We start from the raw sequence: 13,899 nt of genomic DNA on the forward strand, positions 1-13,899 counted from the left end.
CAGCGCGTGCGGCGGGACCACACGGATCGACCGGCTGGCACCGGCCCCACCAGTCCGTTCCGGTTTCGAGGTTCCCGCGGCCGGTGTCGCGATACTGTCCACATGGTGAACCGCTCTGGCCGATGCCACCTCCCCGTACCTGTTGCAGCACGCCGACAATCCCGTGGACTGGTGGGAGTGGGGGCCGGAGGCGTTTGCGGAGGCCGAGCGGCGCGGGGTGTCGGCGCTGCTCACCGTGGGGTACGCCGCCTGTCGCTGGTGCCAATGACTTAACACAACCAGGTAGCCTTGACCTGGGGTGTTTCCGAAAAGTTTCTACACGGATGCGCATAGTGAGCGGCTGAGGCAGGACGTAGACGCCTGGATCGAAGACCAGTTGGCTTGCCTTGCCTGAGCGGACGCCCGAGGCAGTACATCAGCGTTTGTCAGTACTTGGAGGGTGATCACCTCCACTGCCGTTGGCATCGAGCAGGGGGCGCGAGATCGCGGAGCGCACCACGCCGGCTGGTCGGGAGATCGACATGGCCGGGGCCGTATCGGAGTCCGCCGACCTGGTCCGATGGTGATCGTTTCGGCATGTCTTCCCTGGTGATCGGCTGGAAGGCGTGGCGTCCGCTGGCCTGCCCGCTCTTCCGCCCCTGCTCCGGTTGGTCTTGGCACGTGACGGCTATCGGGCTCCGAGCGTAGGCCGGTGATGCGGGCCTTATCGAACAGATTGACGAATGCCTGTTGCCAGGGCCTGCGGTCCAGCAGGTGGAGCGTCAGGCGGCGGGCCGAGCAGGCGTAAGCGCGTACTATCCGTCCCGTGTATCTCTGCTACGTCGATGACTCGGGGACCGGCGATGTTCGGACCATGACGGGTCTGCTGATTCCCGCCACTGGCTGGAACGATCTTCTTCACTGCTGGCTGGAGGGCCGCCGTGAGGTCGAGAGGACCTGGGGGGTGCCGAAGAATGCAGAGCTTCACGCGGTCAAGCTGGTCAAAGGCCGGGGCACCTTCTGCAGCACAGCCGAACAGGAGAAGCAGTTCAGCAAGCCTGCCCGGATCCGGGCACACGAGATGATGCTTCAGCGCCTGGCGCGGTGCGAGCAGTTGGTTGTGACCACGGTTGCATGCCGTACGAAGGTTCACACGGATGTCTATCGATGCTTTGTCGAACACATAGAACGGTGGGCGGCCGAGCGTGACACCCACGTGTTGATCGTCCTTGACGGAAACCCGGGACCGGAGGACAGTGACAGGCTTTCCGTTGAGGCTGCGGCTGAGGCATGGAGGCAGGCCGTACGCAGTGCGGCGCCGTACCGGGACACTCACCGTGGGCTGCCCCTAGCGTCGCGGCGGGTGCTGGAAGACCCGGTTATGCAGGACAGCGCCTACAGCCAGCTCATACAGGCCGCCGACATGGTGGCCTACGCGGCGTTTCATCATCTCGCCCTGGCGGATGCGACACTGTGGCCGAAGCTCAGTCCGGTTGGCCCCATGTCGCGCTCCTACAAGCGTCTCAGCACGCGATGGATGGGGGATCCCGAGCTGGAAGGGTTTGTCTGGGGAGATGTAGAGGCCACTTGAGGGCCTGGCTCTCGGGCTGCCAGGCCCGGGAACGCAGAAACCCCCGGGAGAACCGGGGGCCTACGAGGGCAAGATCCCCTGGGCACTCTCAATCGAATGCATGGGACCTTGCATCAATGATTATTGCTTGAGGTTGCTACTCAGGCAAGTGGGCACGAGCATCGGTTCTGAGGCTACCCGACCAGGTAGGCCGCATGAGGAGCTCCGCATCTGGCCGCTGACCTGCCCTGATGGGTCTCGGGAGGCGCCTAGCTCTCGCTGATTCAAATCATCCGCTGCTGAAGAGCCGACCGCATCAGAGAGACACGACCCCTAGGGCTAGGAGCCGGCAAGGTCTTGGTGAGGACTCCTACGGACCTGCCGGTCGGCGTACCCGCGCGTGGCGATTTGTGTAACAAATGCATACAGGGAGTGATCGGCGTGGGATAGTTGTTCGGCAGCGGCGTTGTTGTGTCCAGGTGGGCCAGGTGGGGGAACGTTGGCGCAGTGGATGGAGCAGCTGGTCCGGGCAGTGGACGAGGTGCTGGCCGGTGAGGGCCGCAGAGGCGGTCGTGCGGAATCTCCGAGGCACACGCGGGTCGGAGACGTGCACTACTTGGAGGACGGTTGGTACGGGTTGCCCACTTATGCCAGCCGGATCGACCCTGATGATCTCCAGGACATGCGGTTGGCGACTGGGGCCGGCCCCGATGATCGGCAAGGTCGGTCGTTCACCGTCCTCGGCTGGCGGGTCGAGTCGGAGCGGGTCCGCCTTCAGGTGGCGGCCCACGCGCCCCGGAGCGGATTGGCGCTGTGGGCGGTGCGGCGCCCGCCCGATTTCCTGCTTCGCTCACTGCGCGAAGCGCTGGCGGCTTTGCCGGACACCGGACTCACGGAGCGGCTGGTCAGTGGCCGGATCGACGCGGTCGCACCATCGGATGCCTCGGCCTGCGGTGGTGTCCTGAAGGGCGGCCAGGCGCAGGCGTACCTTGCCTGCACCTCGCCGGGCCTGCGGTTGGTCTGGGGGCCGCCCGGTACCGGGAAGACGACCGTGCTGACCAGGGCGCTGAGTGACCTGGCCTTGCGGGGCAAGCGGGTCCTGCTGGTCTCCGGCACCAATGTGGCGGTGGACAACGCATTGGAGGGGGTGCTCAAGGAGCGCTCTTCGCTGCAACCCGGTCTGATGGTTCGGGTCGGCTCTCCCGCGCTCCGCCACGTGGCCGAGGACCCGCGGGTATCGCTGCCCCTGCTGGTACGGGCGAAGGTGGCGGAGGCCGAGCAGGCAGTGGAAGGCGTCGCCGAGCAACTCTCCGCCCTGGCAAGCGAACCGGCATTGACCGAACTGCGCGAGACGGAGGCCCGACTCGCCGGTTTCGATCCCGACACGTACGAGCAGGCCAAGGAACGCCTTGCCCACGGCCGCCTGGTGGAGCGCCTCGCGACCGAACTGGAAGCGGGCGAAGCGGGCGAGGACGACGCCAGGGCCCGGAGCGAGCAGGCCGCCATCGAGCACCGGGAGGCGCTGGGGCGCTGGGAAAGTTGGGCACCTCAGCGGTCCCTGCTGGAGCAGGTGGCGCAGTGGCGGGCCGAGATCGGGAAGGGTGAGCAGAGTCAGCAGCAGTTGAGGGCAGCCCTGCTTGACGCCGAGGCCGCTCTGGCCGCTCTGGACGCGGAGGAACGCGAACTCGACGGGCGGAGCCGTCTGCGGACCAGACGGCGGCGTGGCGAGATCCAGCACGAACGAGCTGAGCAGAGCCGGCGCCGCGATGCCCTCCAACAGCAGGTCGCCCAGGCCGCCGAGATCTACTCCGCCCACCACGAGGTATTGCGCCAGCACATCACCCATGCACGGGCAGCGGCCCATCCCGTCGATGACACCGCGCTGCGCCTGCAACTAGCGCTGATCGATTCGACCGCTGCCGACCAGGCCAAGGTGGACCAGGACCTCGCCCTCGCCCGGCAGACGGCACAGACCGCCGGACACCGGTTGCGTGCAGCCCAGCAGGATCACCATCCTCAGCCCGGGGACGCCGATCTGGTGGCCGCCTCCGACAACGCCGGCCTCCCCCAGCTGGCTGTCCGGCTTCGGGATCTGCAGGCCTCCTGCGCTGGACTGCTGGCCAGGCAAGGCAAGTTGGAGCGCGAACACGAGCGGCTCGTGCGGGAGCTGGCGCGCCGACGCTCCCAGGCCGAGCCCGAGCTGATCCGCGGGGCGAGCGTGGTGGCCACCACGCTCGCCCGGCTGCGGCTCAACCGGACCGTGGCAGAAGGGCCTTACGACGTCGTCCTAGTCGACGAGGCCGGCGCCGCGCTGCTGCCCGAATTGATCGTCGCGGTCGCCAAGGCCAAGGAGACCGTCGTTCTGTTCGGCGACTTCTGCCAGCTCGGCCCGGTCATGCCCAAGCGCGTGCCGAAGCAGCCGGAGCTGGAACGGTGGATTCGCACGGACTGCTTCGAGCTCGTGGGCATCCGCACGCCCGCCGACGCGTTGGCGCACCCTGGCTGCGCGGCGCTGCTCACCACGCACCGGTTCGGACCCGACACCACCGATCTGGTCAACCGGATCGTCTACGGCGGCATGCTCAGGTCGGCCCGCCCGGTGCGGGACCGGGCTCTCGACCCGGAGATCATCCTGGTCACGACCGACGGGCTCGGTGAGGAAGACGACGGAATCGCTTCCGCCAGGCGGGTGCTGGGTGAGAAGGGCCGCTGGTGGGTGGCCGGCAGTCTGCTGGCCACCGCGCTGGCCGAACGCCACCACGATGAGGGCGAGAGCGTCGGTATCGTCACGCCGTACAAACTGCAGGCCCAGGTAACGCACGACTGGCTCCACGACCAGGGCCGCCTCTTCCGGACCCCCGAGGTGGAGGTGGGCACCGCGCACCGGTTCCAGGGCCGGGAGTTCGACGTGGTCATCCTGGATCTGGTGGAGGACGGTGTGCTTGCGGGATGGACTGCTGTTGGCGACTTCAAGGACGCGCGGTCGTACCCGAGGGATGGGGCCAGGCTCTTCAACGTGGGTGCGACGCGGGCTCGTCAGCGTGTCTACGTGCTCGCGGCCTGGGACGCCGTCGCCAGAGCGGCGAACGGGACGGTTCTGGCCCAGCTACGGGACATGGCAAGAGCGGAGCCCGAGGCATTGGTGCGCGGAGTCCGTTCCGATCACCTCCTCGGCCTGCCGGTTGCTGAGTCGCCGGGGTTGAACGCGCTGCAGCAGGAGATCTGGCGGGCCTTCGAAGGCCATGTCCGGTACACCGCCATCCACGACGAGGACACTTACTACCCCGACGCCCTTGACGCCATTGACCAGGCCCGCCACAGCATTTGGCTCTGGTCACCTTGGTACACCAAGCGCATGTGGGAGGTCCTCCCACACCTTCACGACGCGCGCCGCCGCGGTGTGCGGATTCACCTCTTCGTCACCAACGAGAGCGACAGCCTGCTGCAGGGCCAGCTGGCGAAGCCGGACACCGCGGCCGACGCCGCCCGCCGACTTCCGGAACTCAAGGCGGTGGCCGACACGGTGGTAGAGATTAAGGACATGCACCAGAAGATCCTGGTGATCGACGAGCAACTCTGTTTTCTCGGCAGTCTCAACACCTTGTCCCACGCGCCCGGCGGGCAGGGTCGGCGCGAGATCATGGTCCCGTTTCGGGGGCGCCGCTTCGCCCGCCACATCCTTGACCACGAGAACGCCGAGCTCTTGCTCCACCCGCCCGTCTGCCCCGACCACGGAGACCAGGCTGAGCTGCGCAAGTACACGATCCCGTCCAAGCAGCGCCCTGCAAGGTCTCCGCACACGACCAACCACCCGGCCCAGCGTTACTTCGTTTGGGCCTGTCCCGCACGCATCGCCGTCGTCAAACCCGACGGCACCACCGGCACGGTCGGTTGCAACAGACGGAAGGCGCTGCGCCCGGAGGAGACCGGGTACCTGGGAAAGCAGCCATCGCTGTAGGCGTCAAACTTGTGCTCGCCCTCGGTGGGCTCTCTTCCCGGACACGCCGTCTGGGGCTGTGGTTCCCGTCGCCTGTCGGCTGCAGCGGCCTTCCCGCTTCGGGAAGAAGGCTTTCATTGGGAGGCTCCTGAACTGGCATCGCCCGGACGGTCGATCCGAGGAGCGCCGTCAGGGGAGTAGCCGACCGCAACGATGCAGGTCGGACCGACCCATTCCTCCATGGTCTTGAGAGCTTCCTCGGGGAGCTCCGTGGTGAAGAGCAGGGCGAGGTTCTCTTGAGCGCGCGAGCACGCGACGTAGAAGAGATTTCGCGACCGCTCGAACCTCTTGCGATCCTCATCGTCGAGCAAGTGACGGCGAGAGAAGTCAGCCAGCATTTTCGGAAAGTTGTACAGGGACCAGCCACCGAACACAGCCAGTACGGATGGGTATTCCTCGCCCTTGACGCCATGCTGGGTGGAGAACGGTGTCTTTTCGTCCACGTACTCGCGGAGAGCTATGATCTGGCGATACTGGACTTCTCGGAGATTTCCGTACTCGACGATCCGCCGCGGCTCTGACGGCGCCTGTCCGGGCTCCAGAACGCTCAGCGCTTCAGCCCACTTCCGCTGACGGTCGTGAATGGCCCGAGGAGGGGAGAAGTAGCTCTGCTGCAGCACGATATCCAGGACATCTCCGACCGTACCGCTGTTGCGGGCCTCGTCGAGTCGATGGAAAAGTTCTGCCCCGCCGGTTTTGTCGCCGCGATGTTTCATGCGGGGGCGAGAGCGCTTAAGAGTTTCGAATACCAGGCCGTACCGTTTATTGCGAAAATACTCGCAGGCTGGCTCCAGAGTTTCCAGCAGGAAAGCCACGATCTCGTCCTGTTTGCGGACGTAGTCGTCATTGTATCGGAAAACCTCATTTATATTGCCGAATCCTAGCTCGCCAGCGATCGACGAATGGGTGAGCATCAGGGTCTTCAGTGGTTTCATCCCGGGGGATCAGATTTCGCAGCCGAGCGTCCTCTGTGACGAGGCGAAGAGTTTCCTTTAGGGTTACGTCAGGGATCTGCCCCTTCTTCGAGCGCGACTCTCTGGGGCCGGTCCAGGAATTCGTGTGATGACCACGACAGAGCCGGCCTTGCGATCAGGGACCGGAGCTTGGGGAAGTTCGGGCCGCATGTGGTTAAGCAGGCTCACGACGGCCGGACTGGAGCGCCAGTTCGCCCGTTTGTCGATCGCAGTCACCGGAAGGTGATCTATCGTTCCGCAGGTTCGATCGTAGATCTGCTGCCAGTGGTCCCCGAAGAATCCGTAAGTTGACCCGGTGGACTGGGGCGCAGTATCGCCGATCATGGCTTCCGCCAATCCGGCGGGAGTGTCCTGATATTCGTCGATGAAGATGATGGGAAACCTGTCGGCGACAAGCGACCGGAATTTCTTCCGCTCGAAGAGCCTGATGGCGAGCGCCGGGACATCGTCGTGATGGAGCCGGACGATGCCGTCCCTGATACGGCGAAAGCCCAGATCATAGCTGACCGAGAAGCCGTCTATGGGGCCTTCTTCGGCCAACAATCGATCCCAACCGGGAAGCGTGCTGATCTCTTGCACGAGTTTTTTTTGAAAACCGGAAATAATCTCCCATAGAAAACCGTGGATCGTTCCAGCGAAGACAAGGGAACTGGCGTCGGTACGGCTTATGATCTCATCGCGGGCGACGTTGGTGTACGTGACGCACGCTACCTGCTGGCCATCTCGTGGCAAGTATTCCGAACTGTTTTCTAGGATGTGCCGAAGCGTGTCGATGAGCGAGTGGGTCTTGCCTGCGCCAGCGCCGGCCTCCAATTTGAAGTTGCGGCGACTGTCCAGGGAAGCGAGAATCTCCCGCAGTGCATTCCGGCTTTCTTGGTCCGCAGTGGCGCCGTCTTGGAAGGTCGAGGTCTTCATCTCACTGCCACCTGGCTTTCCGGCGGTGTTTCACTGTGTTCGACGTTGGGCTCCGGAACGTTCGCATCGGTCAGCGTCGGTGTTTGGCGAAGCAGCCATTCGAGACCGCGTCTGATGTAGCGTGGGGTATTCCAATTCTCCTCCATGACGGCAATGCGGAGGGCGAAGTTGCTTTTCTTCTGCCTCTTCGCCAGGTCTCTGGCCTGCTGCTCCTGCTCCGCAACGCTCCTGGTTGTGAAATCCTCTAGGTTGAAGATTTCTGGGTTGGCCAGGATGAACGCATCCTCGAATGTTCGCCCGCACGCGCCGCCGGGAATTTCCGGCACCTGGTAGGCGAGCCCGCGTCTCTCGATCACGGGCATCTCTTTAGCCGCGAACTTTTCCAGGTCGGTGAGGGTAATTTCCTCATTGTTGAACCATTTTTTGATCCCCTCGTTTGAGGTTGTGGTTCCTTCGGCCGCGCAGCAGCTTTTGAGCTTCTTGGAGGAGTCGGGCTTTACCGCGTCGAGGTCGGTGATGACGAGCGTCGGAAGCCCCAAGAAATCCAGGAATGGGTAGAAGAGGTGGGCGTACGCGCCGCCGACCTCCATGACGGTGACGTACTGGCTCGCCAGGCTCCCTCCCTCTTCCCCGCCAGCTTGGTCGAACCTCGCAATTGCGGCGGGAATGAAGAGGCGTTCGCTCGTTCCCTCGATCAGGATGGCCTTGTCGGCGAAGAAGAGGTCGGCCCTCGTCAAGGTCAGGTACTTGTGCAGAAACTCCTTGCTCACTCCCGGGGCATCGGCAAGATTCAGAACTTGTGAGCTCGTGGCGCCATCCGCCTCGCTGAGCTCGCCCAGTCGGAAGTATCGAACGGCGGAAAATCCCACCCTGTTGGCAATATGAGCAGAGTGAGTAGTTACGAGGAATTGCGCGTTCCAGGAATTCGACTTCTGGTCCGTGGCGGGAAAGTTCTTCTTGAATGCCCCGAGCTGGTGAATGAAGATCTCCTGCATCTGAGGGTGGAGGTGTGCTTCGGGTTCCTCAATGAAGATCAAGTGGATGCAGGACTGGTTGCGTTGGGCTGCGTAATCCCGATAGTAACTGAAGAGCGTGAGTAGGATGAGGAGGAGATTTCGAGACCCCAGGCCGCTGTACGACTCGGGTAGTTCGATTCCGGCTGATCCTGGGTACCTGATGCTCGTAAAGTTCGCCAGAAGACGTTTCGCGTCGAGGGTTGTCCGGGTGGAGAAATTCCGGTTCCCCAGGCCTGGATATCCGAAGTCGGAGACGGTGGGCGCCATCTTGTCGTACATGTCCTGGATTTTTCCGTCCAGGTTGGAAAAGATCTCTCCCAGAGCGGCTTCCGCATCATCGGCGAAGTCCCTGAGGGGAGAGTTTTCATCTGCCTTCGATGCTCCGATAAAAAGCGATTCGAAGACCTTGCCGATCGGCTCCTTGGGTCGCTCCGTTTCGTCGTCGAGGCCGCGCTGTGCTTTCACGAAATCGACCTTGATTGCTCTGGCGATCTCGCTCATCGAAACCTGGCGGAAGTTCGTCGGATCGGCTGGGTCCACGGCCATGGCGGATCGCTCGAAGAGGTAAGGGATGCGAGGGCCTATCAGGGAGAGGAGGAGCGAATCACCCCAACCCTCCGCCAAGTCGTTTGGCCCGTCGCGAAAGAACTCTTTCATTGCACCGGGCTTCAGCGCGTAGCGGACAGTCACAACCACTTCGGTGCAGTCCGGATCGAGGTCGACGATGAGCGAGCCGAGAGGGCCGTACTCGGCGGTCTCCTTGTCGTAGCTGATGAAGACAGTCAGCGAGATCTCCGGGAGCAGCTTTCGCGCGGCTTCCTCGTCTCCAGTGGTGAACGTCTTGTATGCCTGGGAAAACTCTGAGTAGGCCTCTGTAGAGAAGTCCTCTACACGGAGCCTGATGTCGCCAGGGCGGAGGAATCTGCTCAGTACCTCCGCCAGCGACGTCTTCCCGGTGTTGTTCCGGCCCACACAGACTGTGACGTCCTTGTCGAAGGCGATGCTGACGTCCCGCAGAAGACGGAAGTTCTTGACGTCCGTCCTCGTGACCCTGGGCGGGCTCACCTTCGGTACGGACTGCGGCTGTTCGGAAGACTCTGGCTGACCTGCGCTCACGATCGCTCCTGTCAGGGCGCGCACTTGGGCCAAGACAGTAGCCTCGAAGCGGTCGCCGTGTGACCGTTTGGGTCGATTTCCCAGCCCTGGCTGACTTGCAGAGCGGACTACCTGACAGCCTCATGGTACTGACGGGCTGCGGCCGGTGCCTGCTTGGCTTAGGGAGCGATGCTGCAGTGGCGGAGACCAATCGATGCTCTGAAGCTGTGCTGCTGCGAAGCGTCGGCTCAGGTCGTGAGGGGCAGATCCTCGGCGTGTTGGCTGATCGGTCCGCGCGGTGGGTGGAGTGTCTAGGATACTGCGGGCATGGTGAATCGACTGGTGCATGCCCAGTCGCCGTATCTCCAGCAGCACGCCACCAATCCTGTGGACTGGTGGGAGTGGGGAGAGGAGGCGATGTCAGAAGCAGCAAGGCGGGACGTACCCATCCTCCTCTCGGTAGGGTACGCATCCTGCCATTGGTTACAGCTTCTGACGATCAATCAACTGGTGCCACGTGATGGCACACAAGTTGCACCGCTCGGGGTTCGCGGGCCGAGGCCGATCGGGCCGGTTGGAGTTGGTTCTCCGACGGGCTGCCGAGTGCGGGTTGATGCGTGCGGTCTGGCGTGCAGGCGGAGTCTCCGGGGCGCAGATGGTCGGCTCCGGGACGGCTGGTGGCGGGCGCTGAGGAACTTGATTGCGGCTTCGCAAAAGCACTCGACTGGGAGACTCCGGGTCAAGCCCGCAGCAGCAGCCGGGACATTGGCGCTCAGCTGACGACTAATCATCATTACGTGATCAATAGTGTTTTGTTGCGCTTCAGGCCAGGAGAGGTCCTGTGCCGAGATTGAACTCAGTTCACTAGCATTTCACACCGCGAGCCCAAGGGCCTTCGGTCCAGGCCGACCTAATGGCGTTTCCGCAGGTCAGAGCGTCGCCGACCTGCGGAAACGATGAGAGATCGACCAGTGCACACGAGGCGGCCATGACGATGAGATGGGCTGGGAAGTGCCGAGCGCAGGCGCCTGGGTTGCTTCGATGACGCACGATGTGGCGCCGGGCAGTGTTACTGATAGTGAAGGGTGCAATGTCGGTGGGACTCGGTGGTCTTGAGGGCCGACTGCAGGCGGCCGGGGTGCCGTCCACCGCTCGCCTCAGCCCCCGCTCCGTCGTGCCACCGTTCCCCTCTCCTCCTCCCCACCCTCCTCCGCGGCTTCCTCCGCGTCTGGCCGGTCGGCAGCCGAACGGTCATGGTCGCCGCGGCGCAGCTCGTTTTGGACCCGCCTCCATGCACGGATTATTGGAGGCACTTTCGACAGCACCTCACTGATCTGCGTCAGCAGCAAGGTGAGGCAGCCGAACGAGGCGAGCACGAACAGAGTCACCCGATCCCAGCTCACCGTGCGACCCCCGCTCCCCGGGCACCCGACTCGCCTCGGCGTGACGTGATCAGAACTGCGGCCGCCTCTTCGCCACAGGGGCGCGGCTGGATGGGGCCGAGGATTCCGGTCAAGGCCCTGAGTATGTCGATACTCCGCGCCTCGTGCCGACATGACTCCTTGCGCGGCCGGTGAGGCCGCCCACCGCTAACCGAGGACGGCATGACGGACGAGCCACCCGAGGGCGTTCACTCCCAACCGGTCCGGCTCCTGGAGCAGCGCGGCCTCCACGGCACCGAGATCGGCGAGCTCCGGAGGTGCGGACAGCCGGTCCAGCGCGGCGAAGCGCTTCATCGCGGCGTCGACCACGGCGGGCCACCCGGGCATACCGAAGTGGTGTGTGGCCTTGAAGACAGCTGTGAACGCCCGGTGCAGAAGGGCGTCGCGCCAGCCCTGCCGGCGCATCAACTCCTCGGTGATCCAGACCTGTTCCTCGATGTTCCGGACGAAGTCGGCGGCGGGCCCGGACGCAGCGCGCAGCGTGAAACGGGAGCCGCCTGCCCACGGGAGGTCCAGGTCCGAGGCGACGGCCGTGAACGCGCCGAGTCGTTCAGGCCCGCCGTCACGGGCGGCGACGAGCGCCTTGCGGGCCCGACGGTACAAGTCGACGCCCTGCGCGAAGACATCGCCGGCGTCCGGCCCACCGGGTGCTGCGCGGAGCGCGTCGAGCGGTTCGTTCAGCAGGGCTTCGGCGACCAGCCCCGCAGCCGCCGCGCTCAGCAAGACCTCCGGGTCGCCGGGATCGATTCCGAGACGAGGGAGCGCGGCCGCGGCCTGCTCCTCCAGCCCCGGGAAGAACGGGGGCGGCTCCTCGAGCTGTGGTGCGAAGAGTGCGGCGAGCTGCGGGGGCAGGGGGGCCGGGCCGGGTTCCTCGATGGAGACGCCGTACTCCAGGAGGTCCCCGAAAATGGCGTCCGGTCCGCAGTCGATGTGCGACGTGTCATGCCGCCCCGAGCAGTCCTCGGGGCACTCCAGCTGCTCGCAGATCTCCGGTTCCTCGGGCTGCACCTCATTGACCAGGTGGTAGACGAGCCTGTCGGCCACGGCCCCGCGGGCCGTGATCATGGCGCGACCCATCAACATCTCCGCGTTCGTCAGAAGGTGGTCCTCCCGGTCGACCGAGGACGGAGACTCCGGGGCGTCGGGGATCCAGGTGTGGGCCGACTCCAGCGATATCGACAGCCAGGCGACCCGCAACGCCGGGATCTCCTCGTTCCCGGCCAGCTCGGCGACTTCCTCCGCGGCCTGCCGGACTGCGTCGAGCCGGGCCAAGTAGTGGTCGCGGACCGATTCCCAGGCCTCGGAATCCTTGCGGATCTGCTCGGCGTTCCGTGCCAGGCCGGCGTCCCGGTTCTCCCGTGCCCGGGTGACCAGTCGGCTCAGACATGGGCGGCACCCGGACAGACCGGCCTCCGGAGCGGGGCCGAGCGGTATCGCCCCGAGATCCCGGCCGAACGGGGCGCCGCACACGCAGCAGTCCAGGCTCGCCATCTGCCGGCCCGTCGGTATGGCGGGTAGGGCGGCACGGATCGTGCCGTGTGCGTAGGCAGGGATGTGCACGGGGCGAACTCCTCGGGTGTCGTGCTCCGCTGGTGTCCTCACCATGCTCACCTGGGCGTTCAGTCGTTAGTCACCAAGCGGAGGATTGGGCGTCGAACTTGACGGAAGCTGACTGCGTCATACGCCGCGGCAGCGAAACTTGACACCCCCGGCCGGAGCCCGTTCACCGGCCCTGAATCAGGAGGATCCGAGTGGTACACACCCCGGACGAGTCCCGGCCGGAGGGCTGGCACCAGGAACTGGTCGACGCGTTGCAGGAACTGCACCGGGCGGCGGGTCAGCTGAGTTTCCGAAAGGTGAGCACGCTGATCCGCGAGCGGGAGGACCCGTTGTCTGGACCCAGCCACGAGACCGTGCGGTCCGCGATCAACAGAAAGCAGATGCCGCGCTGGGAGACGGTGCACGACATTGTCATGGTGCTGGCGGGCCTGTGCAGCCCCCCTCGGGACGAGGACGCCGAGGTCAGGAGGTTCCTGCTGCTGTGGCGGGCGGCCCGCGAAGGAGAGAAAGGCGCCCGGAAGTCGTTCCAGGAACTGGCCAACAGCGGCTGGGGCGGTGAGGACGGCAAGTGGACAGCCGACATGGTCATGGGCCTCCTAGTCAACCCGTTCAGCGCCATCCAGATCGCCCCCGGGCTCGCCGCCCCGCACGAACCGATCATCTCCGAGGACATGTGGGTCCGGGCGATGGAGAAGTTCATCGAGGAGGACGGGGCCGAGCACGCGCTGAGGGTCCTACTGCACACGCTGAAGGGCGACTACATCGGAGCCACCGAAGGCACGCCGTACGGCTACCAGAACATGGACCGGGAGGCGATGGACGCATTCGCGGCCTTCCACTACGGCTGCCGGGAAGTGCGCCGCCGCTTGAGGGCGGAGCCTAACCTTCTCGCAGAGTCGATCCGCGCGATGCGGGCCGACGAGACGATGGACCGGGACGATCGAGCGGAGATGCTTGAGAACGAGTCGGACCTGAGCCTGATGAGAGAGGTCATGATCGTGACCCCGGACACCTGGGACGACGTGTCCGAGGACGCCCACCACATGGTCTTCGGCTATCTGATCAAGCAGATAGGCCCGCTCAGCCTGCCGGACGTGGATCGCTTCCCCATTCTCTGGCGCATTCCCGAACCTTCAGCGGAGTAATCCAGACCCGTACCTGCCCGGGCCGGCGGCACAGGCCCGGGCGGGGTGGCGAGGAAGCGCCTGGCGGTGAAGAAGACGCCGCGACCCGCAGAACACACCTCCTCGACCGCATACTGACATCTGCTCTTTGGGGTGATGGATCTGCCGTTTTACTGACGGACGGTCACCTGCCGCTGTAGACCGTCTCGCATGCGATATGCGGATGG

General features: G+C 64.7%; 7 protein-coding genes and 2 pseudogenes. 5 read left to right on the forward strand and 4 right to left on the reverse strand.

The window, feature by feature from the left end; genetic code table 11:
* Nucleotides 1–115: 115 nt before the first annotated feature.
* From ACZ51D_RS18760 to ACZ51D_RS18770, 3 genes and pseudogenes are all read left to right on the forward strand, one after another.
* Nucleotides 116–262, forward strand: a pseudogene (locus ACZ51D_RS18760) (DUF255 domain-containing protein); the annotation flags it as partial.
* Between the two features lie 543 nt (nucleotides 263–805).
* Complete coding sequence (locus ACZ51D_RS18765) at nucleotides 806–1,570, forward strand: DUF3800 domain-containing protein (protein ID WP_465662868.1); 765 nt, start codon at nucleotides 806–808, stop codon at nucleotides 1,568–1,570.
* A 586-nt stretch (nucleotides 1,571–2,156) separates the two neighbouring features.
* Nucleotides 2,157–5,507 (forward strand): AAA domain-containing protein, encoded by a 3,351-nt coding sequence (locus tag ACZ51D_RS18770; RefSeq protein WP_465662869.1) that lies wholly within the window; start codon nucleotides 2,157–2,159, stop codon nucleotides 5,505–5,507.
* Between the two features lie 113 nt (nucleotides 5,508–5,620).
* On the opposite strand, the gene ACZ51D_RS18775 is transcribed toward ACZ51D_RS18770, so the two are convergent.
* The 3 genes from ACZ51D_RS18775 to ACZ51D_RS18785 form a co-directional block, all read right to left on the reverse strand.
* Entirely contained in the window at nucleotides 5,621–6,481 is an 861-nt protein-coding gene (locus ACZ51D_RS18775) for a hypothetical protein (RefSeq protein ID WP_465662871.1), read from the reverse strand.
* Between the two features lie 63 nt (nucleotides 6,482–6,544).
* Nucleotides 6,545–7,435 (reverse strand): UvrD-helicase domain-containing protein, encoded by an 891-nt coding sequence (locus tag ACZ51D_RS18780; RefSeq protein ID WP_465662873.1) that lies wholly within the window; start codon nucleotides 7,433–7,435, stop codon nucleotides 6,545–6,547.
* On the reverse strand, nucleotides 7,432–9,567 hold the full coding sequence (locus ACZ51D_RS18785) for an ATP-dependent nuclease (protein WP_465662875.1): 2,136 nt from the start codon (nucleotides 9,565–9,567) through the stop codon (nucleotides 7,432–7,434). Before ACZ51D_RS18785 ends, ACZ51D_RS18780 begins: the two co-directional genes overlap by 4 nt.
* A gap of 306 nt (nucleotides 9,568–9,873) precedes the next feature.
* On the opposite strand from ACZ51D_RS18785, the pseudogene ACZ51D_RS18790 reads away from it, so the two are divergent.
* Nucleotides 9,874–10,041 (forward strand): annotated as a pseudogene (locus tag ACZ51D_RS18790) (DUF255 domain-containing protein); the annotation flags it as partial.
* A gap of 1,094 nt (nucleotides 10,042–11,135) precedes the next feature.
* On the opposite strand, the gene ACZ51D_RS18795 reads toward ACZ51D_RS18790, so the two are convergent.
* Nucleotides 11,136–12,548, reverse strand: a complete 1,413-nt coding sequence (locus ACZ51D_RS18795; RefSeq protein WP_465662877.1) for a hypothetical protein — start codon at nucleotides 12,546–12,548, stop codon at nucleotides 11,136–11,138.
* Nucleotides 12,549–12,739: 191 nt separating this feature from the next.
* Between ACZ51D_RS18795 and ACZ51D_RS18800 the strand changes: the two genes are divergently transcribed.
* A complete protein-coding gene (locus tag ACZ51D_RS18800) occupies nucleotides 12,740–13,693 on the forward strand; it encodes a hypothetical protein (protein ID WP_465662879.1) in 954 nt (317 codons plus the stop codon).
* Nucleotides 13,694–13,899 lie beyond the last annotated feature (206 nt).

It is taken from the genome of Kitasatospora sp. NPDC033851, assembly GCF_055576085.1.

Excerpts from the sequence above, each read along its gene's own strand:
- ACZ51D_RS18780 (WP_465662873.1), bottom strand. The coding sequence starts at position 7,435 with ATGAAGACCTCGACCTTCCAAGACGGCGCCACTGCGGACCAAGAAAGC.
- ACZ51D_RS18775 (WP_465662871.1), bottom strand. The coding sequence starts at position 6,481 with ATGAAACCACTGAAGACCCTGATGCTCACCCATTCGTCGATCGCTGGC.